This is a genomic window from Streptomyces sp. RG80 (genome assembly GCF_040446465.1).
In the GTDB taxonomy this organism is placed as follows: Bacteria; Actinomycetota; Actinomycetes; order Streptomycetales; family Streptomycetaceae; genus Streptomyces.
In genome coordinates this window covers 540,670-565,725 of the sequence record NZ_JBEAAJ010000007.1, presented here as the reverse complement: position 1 = coordinate 565,725, position 25,056 = coordinate 540,670, and the positions used below count along the sequence as shown (strand labels likewise).

Genomic DNA, 25,056 nt, shown 5'->3' with positions numbered 1-25,056 from the left:
GGTTCTGTCCCCCGACCGGTCCACTCCACGGACCGGCCCCGACCGTAGGAGTACCCCCCACATGACCGGACGCCTCAACAGCGCCCAGCCGTACGTCCTCGGCCTCTTCCGTATCGTCGTCGGACTGCTCTTCACCTGCCACGGCGCCGTCGCGCTCTTCGGTGTGCTCGGCGGCGCGGACGGCAAGGGCGGCACCGTCGAGCTGGGCACCTGGCCCGGCTGGTACGCGGCGGTGATCGAACTGGTCGGCGGCTCGCTCGTGCTGATCGGCCTGGGCACGCGGATCGCCGCGTTCATCGCCTCGGGCGCGATGGCCTACGCGTACTTCAAGGTCCACCAGCCGGGCGGCCTGTGGCCGATCGAGAACAGCGGCGAGGGCGCGGCGATGTTCTGCTGGGCCTTCCTGCTGCTGGTCTTCACCGGCTCCGGCGCCTTCGGGCTCGATCGCCTGCTCGAGAAGCGCTCGAGCGCCGCTACGCGACCGGCCTCCGACCAGGCACCCGTGACCGTCTGAACCACCCCGCACCCGACGGCGCCCGTTCCCGCGCGGCTCACGCGGGAACGGGCGCCGCCTTGTCCCACGGACGATCCGAGGCGCGGATCGCGCTCAGGACGTGTCGGCCGGGTGAACATGCTGTGCCGAACACACGCGCCCCCCATGAACCCACTGTCACACCCCGGGCGTACGCTGTAGGGCTGTTACGGGGGAAAACGGGGAGTGACGGTGTTCGAGAGTCTCGGGAGTGTGGGCCTGCTGACCGGCAGCCCAGGAATCATCTACGCGTTGGTGGCCGCGTCGGTGCTGCTCGACGTGTTCGTGCCGGTCCTGCCGAGCGGCGTCCTCGTCATCACGGCCGCCACGGCCGCGGCGGCGGGCACCGGTGCGGCGACCGGCAAGGTGCCCGGCGAGGTCCCCGACCTTCTGATGCTCACGCTGATCGCCGCGACGGCCTCGGTGCTGGGCGATCTGGTGGCGTACCGGCTGGCCCGGCGTGGCGGCGCCCGGCTGGACCGGGCGATCGCCCGCTCCCGTCGTCTCACCTCCGCGCAGGAACGTCTCGGCTCGGCCCTGGCTCGCGGCGGCGGTCCCCTGGTGGTCCTCGCCCGCTTCGCCCCGGCCGGCCGCTCGGTCGTCTCCTTCGTCGCCGGCGCGGCCCACCGCCGCGTCCGCGAGTTCCTCCCCTGGTCCGCCCTGGCGGGCCTGACCTGGGCGGTGTACAGCGTCGCCCTCGGCTACTACGGCGCCCAGTGGCTGGGTACGACGTGGCTGGCGACCGGCGTGTCCGTGCTGGCGCTGTTCGGCGCCGGGGCCGGGGCGGCGTACGTGATGCGGCGCCAGCCCGCGTGAGCGGCGGCTAGCCGGCCTTCTGCGCGGCGCCCCGGACCTCCAGTCGGTCCAGCAGTTCAGCGGTGGCCTCGGCGACCGCGTCCACGGCCCGGTCGAAGGCCTCTTTGTTGTGGGCGGCGGGCGCCCGGAAGCCGGACACCTTCCGTACGTACTGGAGGGCGGCGGCGCGGATCTCGTCCTGTGTCGCCTCCTCGGGCAACACGGGCGGGCGAAGGGTCTTGATGCTGCGGCACATACCCCCAGTCTGGACTCCCACCGGGAATACCGCCGGGGGTCCGCACAATTGTGCGGACCATGACGACAGTGGAGATCACCTACCTCGGCGGCCCGACCGCCGTACTGACGCTCGGGGGCCTGCGTCTGCTCACCGACCCCACCTTCGACGCGCCCGGCGAGTACGCCATCGGCTCCCGCACGCTGGTGAAGACGACGGGCCCGGCGACCGGCCCCGCCGACCTCGGCCCGGTGGACGCCGTACTGCTCTCCCACGACCAGCACCCCGACAACCTCGACACCGCGGGCCGCGCCTACCTCGCCGGTGTCCCCCTCGTCCTGTCCACGGCCGCCGCCCACGAGCGCCTCGGCGCCCCCGTCCGCGCCCTGCCCGCCTGGGAGAGCGTCGAGGTGGACGGCGTACGCGTCACCGCGGTGCCCGCGCTGCACGGCCCCGAGGGCTCCGAACCGCTCGTCGGCGAGGTCACCGGCTTCGTCCTGTCCGGCGAGGGCCTGCCCAAGGTGTACGTCAGCGGCGACAACGCCTCGCTGGACCGGGTGCGGGAGATCGCCGACCGCGAGGGCCCCTTCGATGTGGCGGTGCTGTTCGCGGGGGCGGCGCGCACTCCGCTCGTACCGGACGCCACGCTGACCCTGACCAGCGAGCAGGCGGCCGAGGCGGCGGCGATTCTGGGCGCCCGGCATGTCGTACCGCTGCACTTCGAGCACTGGGGCCACTTCACGCAGGACGGTCCGACGCTGACGAAGGCCTTCGCGGAGGCCGGGCTGACGGACCGGCTGCACCTTCTGGCGCCGGGGGAGTCCGTACGGCTGTGAAGTCCGTGACGTCTGCGATGATCTCTTCCGAGGCGGCCACCGTTCAAGGGGCCGACCGACGAAGGGACTTCGTGTGATGACGCACGACGAGAAACTGACGCACGACGACAGGCTGACCGTGGCCGTACTGGGCCCGGGCGGCATCGGCGGCCTGCTCGCCGCACTGCTGGCCCGGGCCGGGCACCGGGTGATCTGCCTGGCCGGGGACGAGACGGCCGCGACCCTGCGGACCTCCGGGATCGAGGTCCGCAGTGGCCTGTTCGGCGACTTCACGGCCGAGGTCGAGGCGGACACCGTGCTGCGCGTGCCGGTGGACGCCTGTCTGGTGGCCGTCAAGCACACCGCGCTGGACGCGGCGCTGGACCGTGTCCCGCCGGCCGCGCTGGGCGACGCGCTCCTGGTGCCGTTCCTGAACGGCGTGGAGCACCCGGCGGTCCTGCGGGCCCGTTACCGCGAGGACGTGGTGGCCCCGGCGGTGATCCGGGTGGAGTCGACGCGGACGGCACCCGGGGAGATCACGCACGGCAGCCCGTTCGCGGAGATCGACCTGACCGGCGACAAGGTGGCCCGAGACCGCCTGGACACGCTGGCCGCGGTGCTCGGCGCGGTCGGCCCGACCACCCGCGTCCTGCCGGACGAGACGGCGGCGCTGTGGGCCAAGATGTCGTTCCTGGCCCCGTTCGCGCTGCTCACCACCCGGTACGCGCTGCCGCTGGGCGATGTCCGCACGCGCCACCGTGAGGAGTTGACGGCCCTGGTCGAGGAGACGGCCGCGGTCAGCCGCGCCTGTGGCGGCCCGGCGGACCCGGCCCAGGCACTGACCCGCTACGACGCGTTCCCGCCGCAGACCAAGTCGTCCATGCAGCGCGACGCGGAGGCGGCCCGCCCCCTCGAACTGGACGCGATCGGCGGGGCGTTGCTCCGTGCGGCGGACCGGCACGGGGTACCGGTACCGGTGGCGACGCGTCTGGTCGGGGAGTTGAGGGCCGCCGGTCACTGAGCCGAGCCCGAGCCGCCGGGCCCCAGGTCCACGCTCCAGTCGTTCGACGTGATCGGATTCCCCTCGGGGTACTCCAACTCGACGGCCCCGAGCAGCCGGAACCCGGCCCGGCGGCACACCCCGTTGGAAGCGACGTTCCCGACCTTCGGAAACGCATGCAGAAACCGATGCCCCTCGACAGCCCGCGCCGCCCCCACGCCCTTCCCGGTCTCGGCCGAAGCGACCCGGTACATGCAGCCGGGTTCGGGTGCGACGTGTCTCCAACTCTGGTCGAGTAGCCGCTCCTCGCCCTCCGGGCCGCCCAGGTGCACGGTCAGCGTCGGCAGCCAGGGCCTCGCGCTCGGCCTCGTGGACGACGTGGCGACGGACGCTCTCCCCGTGATGCGGGGCGACCTGGTGCTGCACCTGCTGTACCGGGTTCGCCGGAGGCGTTCCTAGTCGCCGTCGTCGGAGGACGAGCCCGACGAGCCTCCGCGCTTCTTGCCCGAGCTTCCGACCACCTTGCCCAGACCGATCGTCACGGTCGCCACGACACGCACCCACGGGGGTCCGCCGCGTTCCGCCCAGACCACGCACACGCACCCGAAGACGGCGAGCGCCACGAGGCCCACCAGCATCAGACTGACCATGTCCCCCACCCCTGCGTCCGTACGGTTCCGGTGATCTTCTCAGATCCCCTCCACCCGAACACACGAACTACCCCAAGAAACTCGCACCCCTAAATCGAACAGGCGTAGCATTGCGCCGTGGCTACGACCTATGACTTTCCGAGTGACCTCCTCGCCGGTCAGGAGGAGCTGCATCAGGTCCGGGCCGAGCTGTCGGCCCTGCTCAAGCGGCTGCCCTGGTCGGTCGAGCCCCTGGACGGATTCAGCGACACGGCAGGCTGGCGCAAGGTGGAACGCCCCGCCTCCCCCGGCTGGACGGCCGACGAACAGGCCGAGGTGGAGAAGCTCCGGCAGCGCGAGCACGAACTCGCCGTCTTCGTCAGCGGCCACCGCTTCTGGGCGGAGGTCACCGGCACGGACCGCGTGGACGCCCGCATGCAGCTGAAGCACGCGGACGTGGATGTGGATGTGGATGTGGATTCCTAGTGGATTCCGCGCACGGAAACGGCCCCCCGGAGATCCCTCCGAGGGGCCGTGCACATGGTGGGCGCGGACGGTTTCGAACCGCCGACATCCTGCTTGTAAGGCAGGCGCTCTACCCCTGAGCTACGCACCCGGGTCCCGAACAGCCACGCTCAGGACGAGTCGACAGCCTACATTGCCCGGGCCCCTGTCCTGCAAACCCGTATCGCGGAAGCCGTACAGGGCCGGATCTCAGGGTCGATCCGGGGGTTTTCCCCACCCCGGATCCGGGAGCGTCCCGGATCCCGCGGCGGCGCCCCGCTCCGTACGGTCGAAGAGCCTCATCGGTCTGTCTCAGGGGGAGATCCCAATGGCCCGTACCGTCACCGCCCGCGTCGCCCTTGCCGCCGGGGCCGTCGCTCTCATCGCGGGCGTCAGCGCCTGCGGGGCCTCGGCCGCGGACGACAAGGATCCGGAGCAGCGTTCGTTCGCGCTCCAGGGCAAGACCCTCACCATCGACTCCGACGACTCCGCCCTGGAGATCGTCGCCGCCGACGACCACGAGACGGGCCGGATCGAGGTCACCCGCTGGTTCCAGGGCACGGTCGCGATGGGCAAGGACCCGAAGGTCACCTGGTCGATGCGGGACGACACGCTGAAGCTGCGGATGCAGTGCTCCGGCGTCGTCGCCGACTGCGCGGCCAAGCACCGTATCGAGGTCCCGCGCGGTGTCACCGTGAAGGTCGAGGACGGCGACGGCAGCGTACGCGCGCGTGGCTTCGAGGACGCGCTGAGCATCCGTACCGGGGACGGCTCCGTGCATGTCACCGACTCCAGCGGGCCGCTCGACCTGAAGACCGGCGACGGGTCCGTGCGCGCCGAGGTCACCTCCCGCGAGGTCCGCTCCGAGACCGGCGACGGCTCGGTCCACCTCCAACTGGGCGCCGTACCGGACCGGGTGGAGTCCAGGAGCGGCGACGGGTCCGTGACCGTCGAGGTCCCCGAGGCGACGTACAGGGTGACGACCGAGACCGGTGACGGCGGGGTGGATGTGTCGGTGCCGCGGGCAGACTCCAGTTCCCATGTCATCACCGCCCGCACCGGCGACGGCAAAGTCACGGTCCGTACCGCGAACTAACGGGCCCGTGTGTTCGTCCTTAACCGGTGGGAGAATGACACCGGGCCAGGACGGACACAGCACGGGAGAGGGATGTGACGGCGACACCAGCGCAGCCGTACTCGCCGTCGAAGCCGCGCGCACGTGATGCGCTCCGCGACACGCTCACCCTCGTCGCACTGCCACTGGCCGTCGCCCTGGCGCTGCCGGCCGCGTTCGCCGGCGGCGGCACCCGGCGCTGGTTCGGGGGGCGCTCGGAGAGCCAGCGGGCCGAGGCGCAGGCCGCGAAGGACGCCGCCGCGGCCGCGTTCTACGAGCTCGACACCGCCCAGCGCGATCTGCGGATCTCGATCGAGACGATCATCGCGGTCGACGACTCCCCCGCCGCCCGGCGCGCGGTCGCCGACTTCGAGGCGATCGGCAGACGGATCGACGAGGCCAGCCACCGCTACATCGAGGCCGTCGACGCGCACGACCTGGACCGGGACGACCTGGAGGCGTCGGTCGCCGTCCACGCGCGGACCGAGCTCACGAAGGCCAAGGACGAGCTGGCCAACGTCAAGCGGGAGCTGGACCGGTTCGGCGACGGGCTCGGCCCGCTGCTCGGCAAGGCCGAGACCCAGCTGGCCCGGCTCGCCCCGGCCGTCGAGCGGGCCCGGCAGGGACTGCTGGCCGCCTCCAACGCCCTGGACGCCGTACGGCAGTCGGGGCTGAAGGCGGACGACCTCGCCGCCCGGCTCGCCGCCCTCGGTCCCGAGCTGACCAAGCTGAACCAGGGCGCCGGGCAGCACGGGGTCCCGCAGACCCTGGAGCGCGCCGAGCGCGTCGCGAGAGAGGCCGAGGCGGTCCGGGTCGAGTCCGAGCGGCTGCCCGAGAAGGCCGCCGAGATCGACCACCGGCTGGTCTCCCTGCGCACCCGCGCCCAGGCCCTGACCACCCGCGCCGGACAGGTCGACCCGGTCCTCAGCGAGCTGCGCCGCCGCTTCACGGCCGCCTGCTGGCAGGACCTCCAGCAGGTCCCGGACCAGGCCACGGAGAACGTCCGCCAGGCCGAGCGCAAGCTCACCGAGGCCCGCACCGCGCGCGACGAGCAGCGCTGGCCGGACGCCACCGCCCTGCTGTCGACCGTACGGGCCCTGCTGAACACCACCGACGAGTCCGTCTCGGCGGCCGGCGACCGGCTGCGGCGCCTGAACGCCGTACAGAAGGACCCCCAGCAGGAGATCGACCGCACCCGCTTCGCCATCCGGGACGCCCAGCGCCTCGCGATGACCGGCCGGAACACCCCCGACCCGCGCCACGCACGTCCGCTGGACGACTCCGTGGCCCGCCTGGAGCGCGCGATCGGCACCCTGGAGGGCCGGCACCCCGACTACTGGCACTTCCTCACCGAGACGGAGGCGGTACGGCAGACGGTGGCGCGAGTGGTCTCGCAGATCCGGGAGGAGCGCGGCGCCGGCCACTGAGGCGCGGTTAACCTGTGCGTATGCCTCGCTACGAATACCGGTGCCGGACCTGCGGTGACACCTTCGAACTGAGTCGTCCGATGGCCGAGTCGTCCGCCCCCGCCGACTGTCCGGCCGGTCACGACGACACGGTGAAGCTGCTGTCGACGGTGGCCGTCGGCGGCTCGGCGTCCGCGCCTGCCCAGGCGCCCCGCTCCGGCGGAGGCGGCGGTGGCGGTGGCTGCTGTGGCGGGGGTTGCTGCGGCTGACGGCTGCCTTCTTCAGGAATCCTTCAGCTGCGGTTTTCTACCGTGGGCGGCATGACAGCCGCACCGCAGTGGATCAACGGACTCATGGACACGCTCGGCGCGCCCGGCGCCGGGCTGGCCATCGCCCTGGAGAACCTGTTCCCTCCGCTGCCGAGCGAGGTGATCCTGCCGCTCGCGGGGTTCGCGGCCAGCACCGGCCAGATGAACCTGCTGGCAGCGCTGCTGTGGACGACGGCCGGTTCGGTGATCGGCGCACTCGCGCTGTACGGCGTCGGCGCGCTGCTCGGCCGGGACCGCACGGTCGCGATCGCGGCCCGGCTGCCGCTGGTGAAGGTCTCGGACATCGAGAAGACCGAGGCGTGGTTCCTGCGGCACGGCACCAAGGCGGTCTTCTTCGGCCGCATGATCCCCATCTTCCGCAGCCTGATCTCGGTACCGGCCGGCGTCGAACGCATGCCGCTGCCCGTCTTCCTCGGCCTGACCACGCTGGGCAGCGCGCTGTGGAACACCGTGTTCGTGATGGCGGGCTACATGCTGGGCGACAACTGGACCCAGGTCACCGACATCGTCTCCGCGTACTCGAAGGTGGTCCTCGCGGGGGCCGCGCTGGCGCTGGTCGCGTTCATCGTCGTACGACTGCTGCGGCGACCGGGATCCGGCCGCCGCAGGCGCTCTCGGGACGTGCGCGTCAACTCGTAGGAGCCGCCGGCGTTCCGCGCGTGGCGCGCAGGAACTCCCGCAGGATCCGCTCCCCCGCCAGCACGCCCCGCTCCGGCAGCGCGGTGATGCCCGGGGCGGTGAAGCCCTCGTCGGCGAGTTCGCCGTGGCCCGGGCGCCAGCCCCGGTCCGCGGCGAGCAGCAGGTCGGCGTCGAGGAGGGAGTCGCCGGCCGCCAGGTTCAGGTCCGCGCCGGTGCGGCGGGCGACCTCGCGCATGGCGGCGCTCTTGGTCAGCGGCTTCGGGACGGCGTAGATCTTGCGGCCCTGGAGCGAGACCGTCCAGCCGCGGTTCTCCGCCCACACCGCGAGCTCCTTCACCCAGTCCTCCGGCAGCAGTTCGCGCTCGACGACGAGGTAGGCGAAGAGGTCCTCGGCGACACGGTGCTTGCGCACCCAGACCGGGTCGGCGGTCCGCAGCAGGTGCTCGCGGACCTCGTCCAGGGGCGCGCACTCGTCGGCCAGCCGCGCCTGCACGCGCGCGTGCCAGTCGGCGTCCGTCACACCGTCCACCAGCAGATGCCCGCCGTTGGCGCAGATCGCGTACTTCGGGGCGGGGCCCGGCAGGTTGATCCGCTGGTACTGCTTGCGGGTCCGCGTGGTCGTCGGTACGAACACCGCCGCGTCACCGAGGTCGGCCAGCAGTCCGGCGGCCGTCTCGGTCATGTACGACAGCGGTCTGCTCTCGTGCACCTCGACGCAGAGCAGCCGGGGCGCCCGCGCGTCCGGCATGGTCAGCGCGAGGGCCGCCGCGGAGTAGATGAGGGTACGGTCCAGGTCGCTCGCCACCAGTACCTGCATCAGACGTTCACCGCCTTGCCGTCGGCGCCCGTCGCGCCCCGCGTGTACTTGGGGTGGATCAACCCCACGCAGGTGTACGGGAGTTCGTCGACCTCTTCCACGGGGACACCTCTCTGTTCGGCCAACAGGCGTACGTGGTCCAGGTCGGCGCCCGCGCCGGCCCGCGCCAGGATCTTCCAGGGCACCCGGCGCAGCAGCACCCGGGTGGTCTCGCCGACGCCGGGCTTGACGAGGTTCACGTCGTGGATGCCGTACTCCTCGCTGATCCGCTCGACGGCCGCCCAGCCCTCCCAGGTGGGCTCGCGGTCGCCGGACAGCAACTCCTTGACCTGCGCGTCCACCGACTCCACGACCTCCGGGAAGGCGGCGGCGACGGCGTCGAGGAAGTCCACGGAGACATCGGCGCCGGCGAGTTCGCGGTAGAACTTCGCGCCGTGGAAGTCGTTCGGGCCGACGAGGTCCGCGCGCAGGACGGTGCGTGAAATCAGGCCGGAGACTGTGGAGTTGAGGCACGCGGAGGGGATGAGGAAGTCCTCGCGGGTGCCGTACGTCTTCACGCACGAGCCCGGGTCGGCGAGCACCGCGATCTCCGGGTCGAAGCCGGTGATGCCGTCGGAGGCCTCGAACTCCTTGACGGCGTCCGCGAGTTCGCGGGTGATCGCGCCCTTGCCGGTCCAGCCGTCGACGAACACCACGTCGGCCGGGTCGTGATGGGCGGCCAGCCAGCGCAGCGCGTTGGCGTCAATGCCGCGGCCGCGGACGATCGACACGGCGTAGTGGGGCAGTTCGAGGCCGTGCCGGAACTGGGCCCAGCGGCGCATCAGGACGCCCACGGGGGTGCCGGCGCGGGCGAGGGACACCAGGACCGGGCGGGGCGAGCGCTCGGCGAGCACGATCTCGGTCACGGCGCCGACTGCCTGCGCGAGCCGGGCTGTCGCGCCGTCCAGGGCCGCGTGGAAGAGCCGCTGGTACTGCTCGCTCGGCTGGTACTCCACCGGCAGCGACTCCGCGTAGTGCGCGCCGCCGCTCTGGATGGCCTCCTCGCGCTCCTCGGTCGGTGCCTCCAGCGTCACGTCCGAGAGGTCCTGGAGCAGCCAGCCGACCTCTTCCGGGGCGTACGAGGAGAAGGCGGGGCCGCGGAGGGGCTCGGGCAGCATCGAGGGCCTTTCGGGGACGTACAGGGGCTCGGGGGTGTAGCTGGGGACGACCGCGAGGAGGACGTGCGGGGTGTGTTCGGCGAGCTGCGCCAGGAGGCCGTCGGGGGCGTGGAGTTCGGGGGTGTCGGCGGTGGAGTCGACCACGGCGACGATGGCGTCGAAGCCGGCGCCGGCGATGTTGTAGGCGTAGCGGTCGCCGGGGCCGTCGGCCGGGGTGTCGTGGGCCGGGAAGGTGAGGCGGGTGCGGATGGCGTAACCGGGGTCGTCGACGGCCAGCACCGGGGAGCGGGTGGTCGTGGAGTAGGTGACTGCGGCGTCCGTGACCTGCTCCAGCTCGCGGGCGAGGCGGAGGGGGGCGTACATCAGCTCTTCGAAGCCGAGGATGTGGACGCGGTGGGGGTTCTCTCCGAGGGATTCGGCGAGGCGGGCGGCCATTTCGGGGAGGGCGGCGTCGAGGCGTATTCGGTGTGTGGGGGTGAAGCCGTGGCGGCCGCCGTCGGGGAGGCCGTGGGGCCAGTGGAGGTCGACTCGGTTGTGTGTCGGCTGCGGGTCCGTGGGGGCTGGTCGCGCCCGCGCGGCGGTAGCCGCAGATTCAACACAGCCCCGCGCCCCTAGGGCGTTGGACTCGAACCTCGCCACCAAGTCCTGGCCCTTCTCCAGCACCCCCTCTGGCAGCCTTACGGTGCCCGTAGCCGCCGCCACCAGATCCACCCTCGCGCCTATCTCCCGCGCGAAGGCCTCCAGGCGGCCCGCGTCCGCGTCCGAGCGCATGTCGACCAGGGCCACTACCACGTACCGGCTCCTCGGGTACCGGTCGTGGAGGTCCCTGATCGTGTTCAGGACCGTGTTGCCCGTGGAGAACTCGTCGTCCACGAGGACCAGGGGGCCGTCGCCGACCAGGAGGGCCGGGTCCTCCGGGAGGAGCAGGTGGGAGGTGGCGTGGCTGTGGGACTCCTCGAAGCCGCCTGCCGGGGCGACGCCGGGGACCGGGCGGCGGGTGGAGTGGAGGTAGGGGGCGAGGCCGATGCCGTCGGCGACCGAGTGGCCGAGGCCGGTCGCCGTCTCCGCGTAGCCGAGGACGACCGCGCGGGCGGACTCCTCGGTGCCCAGCAGGTCGCGGACCCGGCGGCCGAGGGCGAAGCCCGAGCCGTAGACCACGGAGGGTGACTGCGGGACGTGCTTGCCGAGCACGTTGGAGACCAGCAGGTGGGCCCGCTTGGGGTTGCGGCGCAGGGCGAGGCCCAGCAGGTCCGTCAGCTTGTCGTCGCCCAGGAGTTCGACCCCGAGCCGCTCGGCGACCCAGGTTCCGGACCACGTCGCGTCCGGCACCCCGTTGTTCACTGCGTTGTTCATGCGTCCCTTGTGTCGACCCGGCTCAGTCCGGGATTCCGGCGGCCAGCAGCTCCACGAAGCCGATGTCCTCGTTGGCCACCCCGAACACCTCGGCGCGGAGCATGGTGCGCTCGGCCCAGGCCCGGTGCGGCTTCACCTCGTTCATCTTGTTCGTGTACTGCGAGCGCAGCACACCCCCGCCGCCGCGCTCCGGGCGCAGGATGTCCGCCGCGTCACTGAACTCTTCGTGACTGACCACCGACAGTGCGTGCACGGGCAGCACGTGCGAAGGGTGAATACAAGTCTTACCCATCAGACCGTTGGCCTGGTCGAGGGCGATCTCGCGGAGCAGCCCGTCCATGGCGTGCTCGATGAGCGCCTCGCGCAGTTCCTCGGCCTGGCCCTCCAGGAAGGGGCTGCGGCGCAGCTGTGGCTTGAACATGCGCTCCTGGACGCGGAAGTACTCCCAGACCGGTCCGGTGACCGTGAAGCCGGTGCCGTCGGCGCGGCCCAGCATGTTCACCACGTCGGCGATCACGGAGGCGACGATCTGGACGTCCCAGGCGGTCATGTCGGGGGCCCGGCGCAGGCCGTAGGAGGAGCAGAAGTCGGTCACGCCGAGGCGGAGCGCCAGGACCCGGTCGCGGTACTTGTCGACCGCGCGGGCGATGCCCTCGAGGGTCTCGACGCGGGACTCGCGGTACATGAGGTCCGGGGACTCCAGGACCGGCATGGCGAAGAGCCGCCGTCCGCTCGCCGCCTCGGCGCCGGACAGGGCCTCCAGGAAGGGGATGCCGCGTTCCTCGGTGAACTTCGGAAGCACGAATCCGGACAGCAGCCGGACCGCGGGGCCGAGCCGCTGGACGAGGTCGGGGATCTGCTCGGGATGGCGGACCCGGATGAAGAGCAGCGGCAGATCGGCACCCGCCCGCTCGGCGAGCTCCGTGAACTGTCGTACGAGGTTCTCCTCGGCGTCCACGACGTCCTCGTCGCCGATCGAGTCCTCCAGGCACAGCACCATCGAGACCACGCCACGCCCGACCTGTTTCAGGATGTCGTCGGCGAGCCGCGGCCGGGTGGCCGGGCTGTACAGGGTGGCGCCCAGGGCCGCGGAGAGCAGCCGGGCCGGGGAGTCCGTGGTGAACTCGCACGGCTCCTGGTGGAAGAGGCGCTGACGCACCTCAGGGGCGATGTGCCCGAAATGACGCATATGACTCCCCCGTGGCGGCTGGGCCTCCTGTGAACCATTCACAGGTGGCCGGTAATAGTACGTACAAACCCATGTCAGGGGTTCCCATCGGGCATGAATTCCAGGTAACGCGGCCGAGCACAGCCGGGTCGGATCCGACCCGCGGAAGCCGCACCCCGCGTTGTCGTGACCGCGACCGAGAGGGCAGGATGACCGTATGACGCACGCCATGCTGAAGGGGTCGAACGTCCCGCTCGAAGTCACCACGGTGCGCGCCGTGGTGCGCTGGACGCCCGGGCAGGGGGTCCCGGTCGTCGACGCCTCGGCGCTGCTCCTCGGCCCCGGCGGTCGCGTGCGCTCCGACGAGGACTTCGTCTTCTACAACCAGCCCCGGCACCCCTCCGGGAAGGTCTGGCGCCTCGGCCAGAAGCGTGTCGCCGAGGGTCTCACCGACACGATCCAGACAGATCTCTCCGGTGTCGAGTCCGAGATCGGTCAGATTCTTCTGGTCGCATCGGCGGAGGACGTCACCTTCGACCGCGTACAGGGCCTGCGCATCCTGCTGTACGACGCGGCGGTCGCCGACGGTGAGCCGCTGGCCTACTTCGACGTCAAGCCCGAGACCGGCCGGGAGACCGCGCTGATCTGCGGGGAGCTGTACCGCCGCGGGGAGGGCTGGAAGTTCCGCGCCCTGGGCGAGGGCTATTCGAACGGCCTCCAGGGCCTGGCCAGCGACTACGGGATCATGGTGGACGAGTCGGAGGCGGTGGAGGAGCCCACGCCGGTCCCCGAGGCCTCCCAGCCCCTCCCGCCCGAGCAGCCGACCGCGGTCCCGTCCCAGCCGTCCTACGGCTACCCCCAGACGCCCCCTACGACCCAGGCGCCCCCGCCGACCCAGCCGGCCTACGGCTACCCGCAGCCGACCAGCCGGCCCGGTTACGGCTACCCGCAGACCGCGCCCCCGGTCCCGGCGACCGCGGGGGACCGGTCGGGCTACGGCTATCCGCAGCCGGCGACGGCGTCCGCCCCGGACCCGGACTTCCGGCTGCCGCCTCAGGGACCCCAGTTCATCCGGCCGTAGGGGCCGCCCTGGGGCCACGGGCCGTCAGCGGTCCGCCTTGGTCTTGTAGCCCCGCCCCCACTGCAAACCCCACCCGTACAGCCGGTCCAGCTCGGCCTGGAACCCGTAGACGAACTTCACCTCGCGTCGGACGACGATCTCGCCCTTGACGTTCTCGATCATCACCACGGCGCAGGACCGGGCCTGCTGATGACGTTCGTCGAGGCCTATCTCGATCCGGGGCCCGTTGCTCGGGTACAGGGTCACGATCGCGTGGGTGCGGTCGAAGGCCGGGGTCTGGTCGTAGATGTAGACGAACACCAGGATCCGCTTGATGGCGTCCTTGTGGTCGAGGTTGACGTAGATCGTCTCGCCCGACGCCGAGCCGAACCGGTCGTCGCCGCTCAGCTTCACGTACGGCGCCGCGTTGACGTCCCCGAAGAAGCCGCCGAGCGGCTGTACGACGCCCTTGGTGCCGTCGGCCAGCTCGTACAGGCATCCCAGGTCGAGGTCGACGTTGACCATGCTCTGGCTGTGTCCCATGACCTCCGGCGGCTTGAGCGCCCGGAAGGGATGCCGGAAGAGGCTCTCCCGCTGGGAGCCGCCGATGTCGGACGTCCGCATCCGCCAGGCCAGGTTGATGCGCAGGTTGCCCGTCTCGGCGCCCTGCTCCTTGAGGGAGACCCGGTCGTGCCGTTTGGTCAGCACGATCGAGTTGGTCGCCGCGTTGCCCGAGTCGAACTCGGCCGCGCGTCCAGGCCACAGTCCGTCCAAGAAGCCCATGTTCCCGCCCCCACGTTCACTCAGGTGTGCCACACGATGTCCGGTCGAAGACCGGCGGGGCGGCGTCGAGGAGTCGACGCCGCCCCGCTCAGAGCGTTCCTCACCCGGAGCGTTGTCACACCCGGCCGAGACACGAGGTCCTAGACGGAGACCTCAGCCTTGTCGTCCGAGCCCGCCGCTTTTCCCTCTGCTTCCGCGAGGGCCTTGTTGCGGCGCACCGAGGACCAGAAGGACCAGCCGATCAGGACGACACCGACGAGACCGGTGATGACCTCGTGGATCTGGTACTGGATGGTGATCATGAGGATGACGGCCAGCGCACCGATCGCGTAGTGCGCGCCGTGCTCCAGGTAGACGTAGTCGTCGAGGGTGCCCTGGCGGACCAGGTACACGGTCAGCGAACGGACGTACATGGCGCCGATGCCCAGGCCCAGCGCCATCAGCACGATGTCGTTGGTGACGGCGAAGGCACCGATCACACCGTCGAAGGAGAAGGACGCGTCCAGGACCTCGAGGTAGAGGAACATGAAGAACGCCGCCTTGCCGGCGAGGGCGACGGCCGAGCGTGGCTTGCCGGTGCGTGCGGCCTCTTCCTCCTCCTCGTGCTCACGTTCCTCGTCCTCTTCGAGCTTGTCCTCGAAGTAGCCGGAGAGACCGCCGACGATCATGTAGGTGATCAGACCCGCGATACCGGAGAGGAGAACCGTCTCTGCCTTGTCGACATGCGCGCCGCCGTGCTGGTGGGCGTGGGTCGCGAAGGTCATCGAGGTGATGAGCAGGACGATGAGCGCGATGCAGACCGACAGCATGTCGACCTTGCCGAGCTTGGCGAGCGGGCGCTCCAGCCACGCGAGCCACTTGATGTCCCGGTCCTCGAAGATGAAGTCCAGGAAGATCATCAGCAGGAACATGCCACCGAACGCGGCGATCGCCGGGTGGGCGTCGGTGACCAGCTGCTGGTACTGGTCCTTGTCGTTGAGGGCGAGGTCGACCGCCTCGATCGGCCCCATCTGGGCGGTGACGGCCACGATCACGACCGGGAACACCAGCCGCATGCCGAACACGGCGATGAGCACACCGATGGTGAGGAAGATCTTCTGCCAGAAGGCATTCATCTTCTTCAGGATTCCGGCGTTGACCACCGCGTTGTCGAAGGACAGCGAGATCTCGAGGATGGAGAGGATCGCCACGATGCCGAACCCGGTCCACCCCCCGTAGAAGACCGCCGCTACGAGGCCGAGCGCGGTGACCGCGAACGACCAGCCGAAGGTTTTCAGAACCACTGGCTACCCAATCCTGTATGTACGGGTCTCCCCCGCTGCCCTACTCGGCTCTTTACCGAACTTTGAAGCGGAGTCTAGTCGGCCCCCCTCCGTACCCCACCGGGCCCCGGCTTTTGCTCATATCGCGTTACGAGACGTTGACCCCGAAGTCCAGGGCGATGCCCCGCAGCCCGGACGCGTACCCCTGCCCGACGGCTCGGAACTTCCATTCGCTCTGGTAGCGGTAGACCTCGCCGAAGATCATCGCCGTCTCGGTGGAGGCGTCCTCGCTGAGGTCGTAGCGGGCGAGTTCCTGGCCGTCGGCCTGGTTCACCACGCGGATGAAGGCGTTGCTGACCTGGCCGAAGGTCTGGCCCCGGTTGTCGGCGTCGTGGATCGAGACCGGAAAGACGATCTTGTCGCACTGGGCCGGCACCTTGGAGAGGTCGATCAGGAGCGACTCGTCGTCGCCGTCGCCCTCACCGGTGAGGTTGTCGCCGGTGTGCTCCACCGAGCCGTCCGGGCTCTTGAGCTGGTTGTAGAAGACGAACCACTCGTCCCCCATGACCCGTCCGTCCTTGCACATCAGTGCGCTGGCATCGAGGTCGAACGGGGCTCCGGTGGTGGAGCGTGCGTCCCAGCCCAGACCGACCATCACCTGCGTGAGGTTCGGCGCGGCCTTGGACAGGGAGACATTGCCTCCCTTGGCGAGCGTGACGCCCATGATGCTGGTCCCTCCCCGTGTGCTGCTGTTTCTCTGGTGGTCCTGCGCGTCCGGCGCCGCACGTAAACCGTGCGGCGCCGGACGGGTGGCTCACGTCTGGCTGACGCCTGACGGACGGCTCAGACGTTGACGCCGAAGTCCTGCGCGATGCCGCGCAGGCCCGAGGCGTAGCCCTGTCCGATGGCGCGGAACTTCCACTCCGCGCCGTGCCGGTACAGCTCGCCGAAGACCATCGCGGTCTCGGTGGAGGCGTCCTCGGAGAGGTCGTAGCGCGCGATCTCCGCCTCGCCGGCCTGGTTCACGACGCGGATGAACGCGTTGCGGACCTGGCCGAAGGACTGCTGGCGGTTCTCGGCGTCGTAGATCGAGACCGGGAAGACGATCTTCTCGATCTCGGCCGGGACGCCCGCGAGGTTGACCTTGATCTGCTCGTCGTCGCCCTCGCCCTCACCGGTGATGTTGTCGCCGGTGTGCTCGACCGAGCCGTCGGGGCTCTTGAGGTTGTTGAAGAAGACGAAGTTCGCGTCGCTGCTCACCTTGCCCGAGCCGTCCAGCAGCAGTGCGCTGGCGTCCAGGTCGAAGTCGGTGCCGGTCGTGGTGCGGACGTCCCAGCCCAGACCGATGATGACCGCGGTCAGGCCAGGGGCCTCCTTGGTCAGCGATACGTTGCCGCCCTTGCTGAGGCTGACTCCCACGAGTCCTCCATTGGTGTCCAGGGGCGGGGAGCCCCGCCATGCGTTTGATACCGGATCAACGAGTCGATCCTAGTGACGGGTTCCCGCCCTACGCAGGGCTTGGAACCTAACAATCACAGGGTGTCCCGACTCAGATGCTGTCGAGTGCCTTCACGTACTCGTTCAGGTCACGGGCGTCCGGCAGGGCGTTGACGACGGTCCAGCGGACCACGCCCTCCTTGTCGATGACGAAGGTGCCGCGCACCGCGCAGCCCTTGTCCTCGGCGAAGACGCCGTAGGCGCGGGAGACCTCGCCGTGCGGCCAGAAGTCGCTCAGCAGCGGGTACTCCAGGCCCTCCTGCTCGGCGAAGACGCGCAGGGTGTGGATGGAGTCGTTGGAGACGGCGAGCAGCTGGGTGTCGCGGTCGGAGAACTGCGGCAGGTTGTCGCGCAGCTCGCAGAGCTCGCCGGTGCACACCCCGGTGAAGGCGAAGGGGTAGAAGAGCAGGACGACGTTCTTGCTGCCGCGGAAGTCCGACAGCTTCACGGCCCTGCCGTGGTTGTCCTTGAGCTCGAAGTCGGGGGCCTTTTCGCCGACCTGGATCGCCATCGTCGTGAATCCCTCTCGGGTGGGACTGTTCGGGTGAGAACACCCTACGCAGCGATCACGACAGACTGACGGACGGGCCGAGCACATCCGGTGCCCGGCCCGTCCGGTACTGCTCAGCGGAGGGTCACCGCTTGGACTTGGCTGCCTTCGGCGTCACGAGCCGGCTGCCGCTCCAGTCCTTGCCGACGCTGACGCTCTTGGAGGCCGAGAGCCCCGCCGTCGTCGCGGCTTCGGAGATGTCGCTGGGCTCGACGTAGCCGTCGCGGCCGGTCTTCGGCGTCAGCAACAGGATCGAGCCGCCCTCCTCGATGTACGTGGTGGCGTCCACCAGTACGTCGGTGAGGTCGCCGTCGTCATCGCGGAACCACAGCACCACGGCGTCGGCGACGTCGTCGTACTCCTCGTCCATCAGCTCGCTGCCGATGACTTCCTCAATGGCCTCGCGGAGCTCCTGGTCGACGTCTTCGTCGTAGCCGATCTCCTGGACCACCTGCTCGGGCTGGAACCCCAGCCTTGCGGCAGGGTTCGTCCGCTCCTCCGCGTGGTCCGCGGTCGCGCTCACGGGTTGCCTCCTGATCATGTTTTGGGAATAACTCAGCCACGCGCGTGCGCGAAGCATTGGCCGTAGTCCACACGGGCGGGACGGATCGCGCAAGTACCCGGCCGTTCAGACCGCCGAAACGGTGACGTTCCTGGCCGTGTCACCGCAACTCCAGGCACACGATTGCCGCCATAAGTGACCTACACCACACCCTTCTGCCCCCTTTGTGGCTTTGGGAACCCCGAAGAGGCTCGATGCGGCCGTCAAGGGCCTTGGTTACCACTCGGTAGAGATGACGTTTGCTTTTCCGAGGTACACGATGGGGAGCGGTGCAGGCATCCCGTATACCCATGGAAAACAGCCCTCTGACAGCGAAGGAACAGCGTGGCTTCCGGATCCGATCGCAATCCGATCATCATTGGCGGCCTTCCGAGTCAGGTTCCTGACTTCGATCCCGAGGAAACCCAGGAGTGGCTCGACTCCCTCGACGCCGCCGTCGACGAGCGGGGCCGCGAGCGGGCCCGTTACCTGATGCTGCGGCTGATCGAGCGGGCCCGCGAGAAGCGCGTGGCCGTGCCCGAGATGCGCAGCACGGACTACGTCAACACGATCGCCACCAAGGACGAGCCGTTCTTCCCCGGCAACGAGGAGATCGAGCGCAAGATCCTGAACGCGACCCGCTGGAACGCCGCTGTCATGGTCTCCCGTGCCCAGCGGCCCGGCATCGGCGTCGGCGGCCACATCGCCACCTTCGCCTCCTCGGCCTCGCTGTACGACGTGGGCTTCAACCACTTCTTCCGCGGCAAGGACGAGGGCGACGGCGGTGACCAGGTCTTCTTCCAGGGCCACGCCTCCCCCGGCATCTACGCACGCGCGTACCTGCTGGACCGCCTGAGCGAGCAGAACCTCGACTCGTTCCGCCAGGAGAAGTCGAAGGCGCCGTACGGGCTGTCCAGCTACCCGCACCCGCGTCTGATGCCGGACTTCTGGGAGTTCCCGACCGTCTCCATGGGCCTCGGCCCGATCGGCGCCATCTACCAGGCGCGGATGAACCGCTACATGCACGCGCGCGGGATCGCCGACACCTCCAAGTCGCATGTGTGGGCCTTCCTCGGCGACGGCGAGATGGACGAGCCGGAGTCGCTCGGCCAGCTGACCATCGCCGCCCGTGAGGGCCTGGACAACCTGACCTTCGTCGTCAACTGCAACCTCCAGCGCCTCGACGGACCGGTGCGCGGCAACGGCAAGGTCATCCAGGAGCTGGAGTCGGTCTTCCGCGGCGCCGGCTGGAACGTCGTCAAGCTGGTCTGGGACCGCTCCTGGGACCCGCTGCTGGCCCAGGACCGCGACGGTCTGCTGGTCAACCGGATGAACACCACGCCGGACGGCCAGTACCAGACGTACGCCACCGAGACCGGGGCGTACATCCGCGACCACTTCTTCGGTGACGACCAGCGGCTGCGCGCGATGGTCGAGAACATGACCGACGACCAGATCCTGCACCTGGGCCGTGGCGGTCACGACCACAAGAAGATCTTCGCGGCGTTCTCGGCGGCCAAGGCGCACAAGGGCCAGCCCACGGTCATCCTCGCCAAGACCGTCAAGGGCTGGACGCTGGGTCCCAACTTCGAGGGCCGCAACGCCACGCACCAGATGAAGAAGCTGACGGTCGACGACCTCAAGGGCTTCCGCGACCGGCTGCACATCCCGATCACCGACCAGGAGCTGGAGTCCGGCGCGCCGCCGTACTACCACCCGGGCCGGGACTCGGAGGAGATCCAGTACATGCACGACCGCCGCAGCTCGCTCGGCGGTTATGTCCCGACCCGTGTCGTGCGCGCCGAGCCACTCGCGCTGCCGGACGACAAGACGTACGCGACCGTGAAGAAGGGCTCCGGTCAGCAGTCGATCGCCACCACCATGGCCTTCGTACGACTGCTCAAGGACCTCATGCGGGACAAGGAGATCGGCAAGCGGTTCGTGCTGATCGCGCCGGACGAGTACCGCACGTTCGGCATGGACTCGTTCTTCCCGAGCGCGAAGATCTACAACCCGCTGGGCCAGCAGTACGAGTCGGTCGACCGTGAACTGCTGCTCGCGTACAAGGAGTCGCCGACGGGCCAGATGCTGCACGACGGCATCTCGGAGGCGGGCTGCACGGCCTCGCTGATCGCGGCGGGTTCGGCGTACGCCACCCATGGCGAGCCGCTCATCCCGGTCTACGTCTTCTACTCGATGTTCGGTTTCCAGCGCACCGGCGACCAGTTCTGGCAGATGTCCGACCAGCTGGCGCGCGGTTTCGTACTGGGTGCGACCGCCGGACGTACGACGCTTACCGGTGAGGGGCTCCAGCACGCCGACGGCCACTCGCAGCTGCTGGCCTCGACCAACCCGGGCTGTGTCGCCTACGACCCGGCCTACGGGTTCGAGATCGCGCACATCGTGCAGGACGGTCTGCGCCGGATGTACGGCCCGGACGCCGAGGACGTCTTCTACTACCTCACCGTCTACAACGAGCCGATCCAGCACCCGGCCGAGCCTGAGAACGTGGACGTCGAGGGCATCCTCAAGGGCATCCACCGCTTCAGCGAGGGCACTTCGGGATCGATCCCGGCGCAGATCATCGCCTCGGGTGTCGCCGTGCCGTGGGCTGTGGAGGCGCAGAAGATCCTCGCCGAGGAGTGGAACGTCAAGGCGGACGTCTGGTCGGCGACCTCCTGGAACGAGCTGCGGCGCGACGCGGTCGACGTCGAGCGGCACAACCTGCTGCACCCGGAGGAGGAGCAGCGGGTGCCGTACGTGACGCGGAAGCTGTCCGGTGCGCAGGGTCCGTTCGTCGCCGTGTCCGACTGGATGCGTTCGGTGCCGGACCAGATCGCGCGCTGGGTGCCGGGCACCTACCAGTCGCTGGGCGCCGACGGGTTCGGCTTCGCCGACACCCGGGGTGCGGCGCGCCGCTTCTTCCACATCGACGCGCAGTCGATCGTGGTGGGCGTGCTGACCGAGCTGGCCAGGGAGGGCAAGGTCGACCGGTCCGTGCTGAAGCAGGCGATCGACCGGTACCAGCTGCTCGACGTGTCGGCGGCCGACCCGGGAGCGGCGGGCGGCGACGCGTAGCGCTCCGCGTGTGTGAAGGGCGGTGGGACCTGTGGTCCCACCGCCCTTACTACTTCTTTACGATGCGTCCATGAAGGAACAATCGGCGCAGGTCCGTTGGGAACACCTGACCCAGCGGCCTCTGATGGCGCTCGCGGTGCTGTTCGCGGTCGCCTATGCCGTGCCGATCGTGGACGAGGCGGCCGGCCGGTCGCTCACCACCGTCTGCACGGCGGTCGAGTGGACGGTGTGGGGCGCGTTCGCCGTCGACTACGTGGTGCGGCTGGCGCTCTCGCGGGACCGGCGGCGGTTTGTGCGCAGACACTGGCTGGACCTGTGCGCGGTGCTGCTGCCGCTGCTCCAGCCGCTGCGGCTGCTGCGGGTCGTCGCCACGCTGCTGCTGGTGCAGCGGCGGGCCCGGATGGCCTCGCAGATCCGGCTGACCACCTATGTCGCGGGGGCCGTGGTCGGGCTGCTGATGTTCGGCTCGCTGGCGGTGCTCTCGGCGGAGCGGGGCTCCCCGAACGGGAACATCCGCACACTGGGTGACGCGGTGTGGTGGTCGTTCACGACGATGACGACCGTGGGGTACGGGGACCACGCGCCGACCACCGGACTGGGCCGGATCATCGCGGTGGGGCTGATGCTGTCCGGCATCGCGCTGCTCGGTGTCGTCACCGCGAACATCGCGGCGTGGTTCATCGCCCGGTTCGAGAAGGACGACGTGGAGGAGCGGCGCCAGACGGAGGCGATCGTGGCGCTGACCGAGGAGGTCAAGGCGCTGCGGGCCCAGGTGACGGCGCTCCAGGAACAGCGGTCGGTCAGACACTGAGGTGGGGCCCCCGGCCCATCCACCGGGGGCCCTCCCCTCACTCCCCCCGGCTCAGAGAATCCCGGTCCCGGGGGACGCCGCTCCGGCCAGCCAGATGACGGCCAGGAGCGTGTCTATGGCGCCCAGTACGACGGCGACCAGGGCCGTCACCGGGCGGGAGCCTGTCCAGCTGCGGCCCATCGCGAGCCAGCCGGCGATGATCGCCACGGGGCCGAGGACGATCCCCAGTACGAAGAATCCCGCGACCGCGCAGATGACTCCGACGATTCCCAGCGTCGCGCGATCCGGCCCGGTCCGTGACCACGTCCGGCCACGTGAGCGAGGGTGCCTGCGCGTGCCGTGTCCGAAGCCCGCCATCATCAACAACTCCCCTGACCCCTAGGCAGTTTGGGGTCGAGGGGGCGAGTACCCCCGGTGCGGTCTTCAATCCTCCGGCCTTGCGGCGCGCCGCCCCCCTCCGGCAGCGCGCCGCAGCACCGGTCCACTCTCCGCGGCATATGCACTGCCGTGCGGAGGGCTTGACTAACTGTGACCTGCGGCGCGTACCGGGGGCGAGGAATCTTTAGCCTCTTCACCCTGATAGGGGAAGTCGCCTGAAATCCCGTCAGTTGTGGCCCGTGGCCCACGGGCCTGTCGGTCAGATGTGACCCACTCCCGCGCCCGCCTCCGCGTTCGCGCCGCGCTTGGTGAGCAGGGCGACGAGGACGGCGACGGCCGCGACCGCGGCGGCGACCAGGGACGCGAGGCTCATGCCGGAGATGAAGGTGTCGTGGGCGACGTCCGTGATCTTCGCGGCGATGGCCTCCGGGGTGCCCTTGGCGATCGGCGGCACCCCGACCTGGACGGCCTCGGAGGCCTGGGCCTCCTGGGCCGCGGTGAGCGGCGGCAGGCCCGCGTCCTTCCAGTTGCCGGCGAGGTCGCTGTCGACCTTGGAGGCCATCACGGCACCCAGGACGGCGGTGCCGAGGCTGCCGCCGATCTGCATCGCGGCCTGCTGGAGACCGCCGGCGACACCGGAGAGCTCCAGCGGCGCGTTGCCCACGATGACCTCGGTGGCGCCGACCATGACCGGGGCGAGGCCCAGGCCCAGCAGGGCGAACCAGAGGGACATCACGGCGCTGCCGGTGTCGGTCTCGAGCGTCGACATGCCGTACATGGCGATGGCGGTGGCCGCCATGCCGCCGGCCAGCGGGATGCGCGGGCCCAGCTTGGTGATCATCACGCCCGCGAGCGGGGAGCCGACGATCATCATGCCGGTGAGCGGGAGAAGGTGCAGGCCGGCGTCGATCGGGCTCATGCCGTGCACGTTCTGGAGGTAGAACGTCACGAAGAACAGGCCGCCCATGAACGCGATGGCCATCAGGACCATCAGGACCACACCGGCGGACAGCGCGACCGAGCGGAACAGGCCCAGCGGGATGAGCGGCTCGGCGACCTTGGTCTCCCAGAAGGCGAAGAGCCCGAAGCCCAGGAGCGACGCGGCGATGAAGGTCCACGTCTGTCCGGCGCCCCAGCCCCACTCCGGAGCCTTGATCAGGGCCCAGACCAGGCAGAACATCGCGCCCGACAGCAGGGCGATGCCCGGCAGGTCGAAGGAGCGCGGGGCGTTCTCGGCGCGGTGGTCCAGGAGGATCAGGATGCCGAGGACCAGGGCCAGGACACCTACCGGGACGTTGATGAAGAACACCGACTGCCAGTTGACGTGCTCGACCAGGACACCGCCGAGGATCGGGCCGCCCGCGGTGGAGGCGCCGATGACCATGCCCCAGATACCGATGGCCATGTTGAGCTTCTCGGCCGGGAAGGTCGCACGCAGCAGGCCGAGCGCGGCCGGCATCAGCAGGGCGCCGAACAGACCTTGCAGGACGCGGAAGGTCACGACGAACCCGATGCTGTGGGAGAGGCCGATCGCACCGGAGGCGGCCGCGAATCCGACCACGCCTATCAGGAAGGTCTGGCGGTGGCCGAAGCGGTCACCGAGCTTGCCCGCGGTGATCAGGGCGACCGCGAGGGCGAGGAAGTAGCCGTTGGTGATCCACTGCACCTCGGCGAAGGTGGCGCCGAGGTCCTGCTGGATGGCCGGGTTGGCGATGGCGACGATGGTGCCGTCGAGGGCGACCATCATGACGCCTACGGCGACGGTGATGAGGGTGAGCCAGGGGTGGCCGCGCAGCCCCGAGGCAAGGGCTCCGTCCGACGGGGCGGCCGGCCTGCCGTCCCCCGGCCCCGTCTTGTCGAGCGTGGTCTGACTAGTCATACGTCGAGGCTAGTGACAGCCTCTGACAGTTGACAATCCAATTCATAAGTCGGTAACTGACACAGCATGGAGAACCTGCGCGAACGCAAGAAACAGCGCACCCGCGAGGCGCTGCTTCGAGCCGCCCTCGAGCTGTTCACGACCCGGGGGTACGAGGGGACGACCGTCGACGACATCGCCGAAGCCGTCGAGGTCTCGCAGCGCACCTTCTTCCGTTACTTCGCGAACAAGGAGGAGGCCGCCCTCGCCGTGGAGGCGATGACGGTGGCGCACTTCGTCGAGGCGGTGCGCGGGCGCCCGGCGCACGAGGCACCGCTGGAGGCCTTGCGGCAGGCGGTCCTGGAGGGCTGGGACACGCTCAACGACGTGATCGAGTCCGTCGTACCGGTCGAGCTGTATCTGCGGATGTACCGGGTGGTGGAGTCGACGCCGGTGCTGCTGGCCGCGCATCTGCGCCGGTCCATGGAGGTCGAGGAGACGCTGGCGCGGGTGATCGCCGAGCGGGAGGGGCTCGACGTGGACGCCGATCCGCGGCCGCGGCTCGCGGTGGCCGTCTTCAGCGGGGTGATGCGGGTGACGGAACGGCAGTGGAACCTGGACGCGGACTTCAGTCTGGACGCGATGCGGACGCTCACGGTTTCGTATCTCGAACAGGTGGGTCCGGCATTGACGGAGAACTGGCGAACAAACTGAGGTCATCGTCACGGTGAACCGAAACGTGACC

At 69.9% G+C, this 25,056-nt stretch carries 25 protein-coding genes, 1 tRNA gene and 1 pseudogene; 13 read left to right on the top strand and 14 right to left on the bottom strand.

Annotation, left to right across the window (positions count from 1 at the left end):
• Nucleotides 1-61: 61 nt before the first annotated feature.
• Together ABKA17_RS26330 and ABKA17_RS26325 are read left to right on the top strand one after the other, a co-directional pair.
• Nucleotides 62-514, top strand: a complete 453-nt coding sequence (locus ABKA17_RS26330) for a DoxX family protein (protein ID WP_353694698.1) — start codon at nt 62-64, stop codon at nt 512-514.
• A 210-nt stretch (nt 515-724) separates the two neighbouring features.
• Nucleotides 725-1,348, top strand: coding sequence for a DedA family protein (locus ABKA17_RS26325; RefSeq protein WP_353694697.1), 624 nt, complete (start codon nt 725-727; stop codon nt 1,346-1,348).
• Between the two features lie 7 nt (nt 1,349-1,355).
• On the opposite strand, the gene ABKA17_RS26320 is transcribed toward ABKA17_RS26325, so the two are convergent.
• The gene (locus ABKA17_RS26320; RefSeq protein WP_353694696.1) at nt 1,356-1,583 is read right to left on the bottom strand and encodes a DUF2277 domain-containing protein; all 228 of its coding nucleotides are present in this window, start codon (nt 1,581-1,583) and stop codon (nt 1,356-1,358) included.
• A gap of 59 nt (nt 1,584-1,642) precedes the next feature.
• Here ABKA17_RS26320 and ABKA17_RS26315 point away from each other — a divergent pair, with 59 nt between their 5' ends.
• Both ABKA17_RS26315 and ABKA17_RS26310 read left to right on the top strand, forming a co-directional pair.
• A complete protein-coding gene (locus ABKA17_RS26315) occupies nt 1,643-2,398 on the top strand; it encodes an MBL fold metallo-hydrolase (protein WP_353694695.1) in 756 nt (251 codons plus the stop codon).
• Nucleotides 2,399-2,474: 76 nt separating this feature from the next.
• Nucleotides 2,475-3,398 (top strand): ketopantoate reductase family protein, encoded by a 924-nt coding sequence (locus ABKA17_RS26310; RefSeq protein ID WP_353694694.1) that lies wholly within the window; start codon nt 2,475-2,477, stop codon nt 3,396-3,398.
• A 434-nt stretch (nt 3,399-3,832) separates the two neighbouring features.
• On the opposite strand, the gene ABKA17_RS26305 is transcribed toward ABKA17_RS26310, so the two are convergent.
• Complete coding sequence (locus ABKA17_RS26305) at nt 3,833-4,027, bottom strand: hypothetical protein (RefSeq protein WP_353694693.1); 195 nt, start codon at nt 4,025-4,027, stop codon at nt 3,833-3,835.
• Nucleotides 4,028-4,144: 117 nt separating this feature from the next.
• Here ABKA17_RS26305 and ABKA17_RS26300 point away from each other — a divergent pair, with 117 nt between their 5' ends.
• Nucleotides 4,145-4,492 (top strand): DUF8825 domain-containing protein, encoded by a 348-nt coding sequence (locus ABKA17_RS26300; protein WP_353694692.1) that lies wholly within the window; start codon nt 4,145-4,147, stop codon nt 4,490-4,492.
• A 55-nt stretch (nt 4,493-4,547) separates the two neighbouring features.
• On the opposite strand, the gene ABKA17_RS26295 is transcribed toward ABKA17_RS26300, so the two are convergent.
• A tRNA-Val gene (locus tag ABKA17_RS26295) sits at nt 4,548-4,622 on the bottom strand.
• 216 nt (nt 4,623-4,838) lie between these two features.
• On the opposite strand from ABKA17_RS26295, the gene ABKA17_RS26290 reads away from it, so the two are divergent.
• From ABKA17_RS26290 to ABKA17_RS26275, 4 genes and pseudogenes are all read left to right on the top strand, one after another.
• Nucleotides 4,839-5,606 (top strand): DUF4097 family beta strand repeat-containing protein, encoded by a 768-nt coding sequence (locus ABKA17_RS26290; protein ID WP_353694691.1) that lies wholly within the window; start codon nt 4,839-4,841, stop codon nt 5,604-5,606.
• Nucleotides 5,607-5,680: 74 nt separating this feature from the next.
• The gene (locus ABKA17_RS26285; protein ID WP_353694690.1) at nt 5,681-7,051 is read left to right on the top strand and encodes a hypothetical protein; all 1,371 of its coding nucleotides are present in this window, start codon (nt 5,681-5,683) and stop codon (nt 7,049-7,051) included.
• A gap of 20 nt (nt 7,052-7,071) precedes the next feature.
• Nucleotides 7,072-7,299 (top strand): FmdB family zinc ribbon protein, encoded by a 228-nt coding sequence (locus ABKA17_RS26280; protein WP_353694689.1) that lies wholly within the window; start codon nt 7,072-7,074, stop codon nt 7,297-7,299.
• 51 nt (nt 7,300-7,350) lie between these two features.
• Nucleotides 7,351-7,974 (top strand): annotated as a pseudogene (locus ABKA17_RS26275) (DedA family protein); the annotation flags it as partial.
• A 13-nt stretch (nt 7,975-7,987) separates the two neighbouring features.
• On the opposite strand, the gene ABKA17_RS26270 reads toward ABKA17_RS26275, so the two are convergent.
• From ABKA17_RS26270 to ABKA17_RS26260, 3 genes are read right to left on the bottom strand one after another with little or no spacing between them, the layout of a single operon-like run.
• Complete coding sequence (locus tag ABKA17_RS26270) at nt 7,988-8,815, bottom strand: HAD family hydrolase (protein WP_353694688.1); 828 nt, start codon at nt 8,813-8,815, stop codon at nt 7,988-7,990.
• Nucleotides 8,815-11,325 carry a phosphoribosyltransferase gene (locus ABKA17_RS26265; protein WP_353694687.1) on the bottom strand — a complete coding sequence of 837 codons (2,511 nt, stop codon included), beginning with the start codon at nt 11,323-11,325 and terminating at the stop codon, nt 8,815-8,817. The genes ABKA17_RS26270 and ABKA17_RS26265 overlap by 1 nt, the downstream gene beginning before the upstream one ends.
• Nucleotides 11,326-11,347: 22 nt before the next feature.
• On the bottom strand, nt 11,348-12,514 hold the full coding sequence (locus tag ABKA17_RS26260) for an HpcH/HpaI aldolase/citrate lyase family protein (RefSeq protein WP_353694686.1): 1,167 nt from the start codon (nt 12,512-12,514) through the stop codon (nt 11,348-11,350).
• 196 nt (nt 12,515-12,710) lie between these two features.
• On the opposite strand from ABKA17_RS26260, the gene ABKA17_RS26255 reads away from it, so the two are divergent.
• On the top strand, nt 12,711-13,574 hold the full coding sequence (locus ABKA17_RS26255) for a TerD family protein (RefSeq protein WP_353694685.1): 864 nt from the start codon (nt 12,711-12,713) through the stop codon (nt 13,572-13,574).
• Between the two features lie 24 nt (nt 13,575-13,598).
• Here the strand turns inward: ABKA17_RS26255 and ABKA17_RS26250 are convergent, their stop codons facing one another.
• The 6 genes from ABKA17_RS26250 to ABKA17_RS26225 all read right to left on the bottom strand — a co-directional run bounded on the left by ABKA17_RS26250 (nt 13,599) and on the right by ABKA17_RS26225 (nt 18,168).
• Complete coding sequence (locus tag ABKA17_RS26250) at nt 13,599-14,336, bottom strand: TerD family protein (RefSeq protein WP_353694684.1); 738 nt, start codon at nt 14,334-14,336, stop codon at nt 13,599-13,601.
• Between the two features lie 140 nt (nt 14,337-14,476).
• Nucleotides 14,477-15,619: a DUF475 domain-containing protein gene (locus ABKA17_RS26245; RefSeq protein ID WP_353694683.1), complete on the bottom strand. Its 1,143-nt coding sequence runs from the start codon at nt 15,617-15,619 to the stop codon at nt 14,477-14,479.
• A gap of 127 nt (nt 15,620-15,746) precedes the next feature.
• Nucleotides 15,747-16,322, bottom strand: coding sequence for a TerD family protein (locus ABKA17_RS26240; RefSeq protein ID WP_353694682.1), 576 nt, complete (start codon nt 16,320-16,322; stop codon nt 15,747-15,749).
• Nucleotides 16,323-16,441: 119 nt separating this feature from the next.
• Nucleotides 16,442-17,017: a calcium homeostasis/redox stress adaptation protein gene (locus ABKA17_RS26235; protein ID WP_353694681.1), complete on the bottom strand. Its 576-nt coding sequence runs from the start codon at nt 17,015-17,017 to the stop codon at nt 16,442-16,444.
• Nucleotides 17,018-17,147: 130 nt separating this feature from the next.
• Nucleotides 17,148-17,606, bottom strand: coding sequence for a peroxiredoxin (locus tag ABKA17_RS26230; protein WP_353694680.1), 459 nt, complete (start codon nt 17,604-17,606; stop codon nt 17,148-17,150).
• A 124-nt stretch (nt 17,607-17,730) separates the two neighbouring features.
• Entirely contained in the window at nt 17,731-18,168 is a 438-nt protein-coding gene (locus ABKA17_RS26225) for a DUF3052 domain-containing protein (RefSeq protein ID WP_353694679.1), read from the bottom strand.
• Nucleotides 18,169-18,531: 363 nt separating this feature from the next.
• Between ABKA17_RS26225 and aceE the strand changes: the two genes are divergently transcribed.
• Complete coding sequence (gene aceE / locus ABKA17_RS26220; RefSeq protein WP_353694678.1) at nt 18,532-21,264, top strand: pyruvate dehydrogenase (acetyl-transferring), homodimeric type; 2,733 nt, start codon at nt 18,532-18,534, stop codon at nt 21,262-21,264.
• Between the two features lie 70 nt (nt 21,265-21,334).
• Nucleotides 21,335-22,075, top strand: coding sequence for a potassium channel family protein (locus ABKA17_RS26215; RefSeq protein WP_353694677.1), 741 nt, complete (start codon nt 21,335-21,337; stop codon nt 22,073-22,075).
• Between the two features lie 51 nt (nt 22,076-22,126).
• Here the strand turns inward: ABKA17_RS26215 and ABKA17_RS26210 are convergent, their stop codons facing one another.
• A complete protein-coding gene (locus ABKA17_RS26210) occupies nt 22,127-22,435 on the bottom strand; it encodes a small hydrophobic protein (protein ID WP_353694676.1) in 309 nt (102 codons plus the stop codon).
• 277 nt (nt 22,436-22,712) lie between these two features.
• Nucleotides 22,713-24,200, bottom strand: coding sequence for an MFS transporter (locus ABKA17_RS26205; RefSeq protein ID WP_502994390.1), 1,488 nt, complete (start codon nt 24,198-24,200; stop codon nt 22,713-22,715).
• A 198-nt stretch (nt 24,201-24,398) separates the two neighbouring features.
• On the opposite strand from ABKA17_RS26205, the gene ABKA17_RS26200 reads away from it, so the two are divergent.
• Nucleotides 24,399-25,025 carry a TetR family transcriptional regulator gene (locus tag ABKA17_RS26200; RefSeq protein WP_353694674.1) on the top strand — a complete coding sequence of 209 codons (627 nt, stop codon included), beginning with the start codon at nt 24,399-24,401 and terminating at the stop codon, nt 25,023-25,025.
• The last annotated feature ends 31 nt before the right edge of the window (nt 25,026-25,056 follow it).

Bases quoted from the DNA above. Each gene is read 5' to 3' on its own strand.
- ABKA17_RS26330 (WP_353694698.1), top strand. From the start codon at position 62: ATGACCGGACGCCTCAACAGCGCCCAGCCGTACGTCCTCGGCCTCTTC.
- ABKA17_RS26240 (WP_353694682.1), bottom strand. From the start codon at position 16,322: ATGGGCGTCACGCTCGCCAAGGGAGGCAATGTCTCCCTGTCCAAGGCC.
- ABKA17_RS26320 (WP_353694696.1), bottom strand. From the start codon at position 1,583: ATGTGCCGCAGCATCAAGACCCTTCGCCCGCCCGTGTTGCCCGAGGAG.
- ABKA17_RS26200 (WP_353694674.1), top strand. From the start codon at position 24,399: ATGGAGAACCTGCGCGAACGCAAGAAACAGCGCACCCGCGAGGCGCTG.
- ABKA17_RS26250 (WP_353694684.1), bottom strand. From the start codon at position 14,336: ATGGGCTTCTTGGACGGACTGTGGCCTGGACGCGCGGCCGAGTTCGAC.
- ABKA17_RS26290 (WP_353694691.1), top strand. From the start codon at position 4,839: ATGGCCCGTACCGTCACCGCCCGCGTCGCCCTTGCCGCCGGGGCCGTC.
- ABKA17_RS26280 (WP_353694689.1), top strand. From the start codon at position 7,072: ATGCCTCGCTACGAATACCGGTGCCGGACCTGCGGTGACACCTTCGAA.
- ABKA17_RS26265 (WP_353694687.1), bottom strand. From the start codon at position 11,325: ATGAACAACGCAGTGAACAACGGGGTGCCGGACGCGACGTGGTCCGGA.
- ABKA17_RS26255 (WP_353694685.1), top strand. From the start codon at position 12,711: ATGACGCACGCCATGCTGAAGGGGTCGAACGTCCCGCTCGAAGTCACC.
- ABKA17_RS26205 (WP_502994390.1), bottom strand. From the start codon at position 24,200: ATGATGGTCGCCCTCGACGGCACCATCGTCGCCATCGCCAACCCGGCC.
- ABKA17_RS26215 (WP_353694677.1), top strand. From the start codon at position 21,335: ATGAAGGAACAATCGGCGCAGGTCCGTTGGGAACACCTGACCCAGCGG.
- ABKA17_RS26210 (WP_353694676.1), bottom strand. From the start codon at position 22,435: ATGATGGCGGGCTTCGGACACGGCACGCGCAGGCACCCTCGCTCACGT.
- ABKA17_RS26230 (WP_353694680.1), bottom strand. From the start codon at position 17,606: ATGGCGATCCAGGTCGGCGAAAAGGCCCCCGACTTCGAGCTCAAGGAC.
- ABKA17_RS26305 (WP_353694693.1), bottom strand. From the start codon at position 4,027: ATGGTCAGTCTGATGCTGGTGGGCCTCGTGGCGCTCGCCGTCTTCGGG.
- ABKA17_RS26315 (WP_353694695.1), top strand. From the start codon at position 1,643: ATGACGACAGTGGAGATCACCTACCTCGGCGGCCCGACCGCCGTACTG.
- ABKA17_RS26310 (WP_353694694.1), top strand. From the start codon at position 2,475: ATGACGCACGACGAGAAACTGACGCACGACGACAGGCTGACCGTGGCC.
- ABKA17_RS26260 (WP_353694686.1), bottom strand. From the start codon at position 12,514: ATGCGTCATTTCGGGCACATCGCCCCTGAGGTGCGTCAGCGCCTCTTC.
- ABKA17_RS26270 (WP_353694688.1), bottom strand. From the start codon at position 8,815: ATGCAGGTACTGGTGGCGAGCGACCTGGACCGTACCCTCATCTACTCC.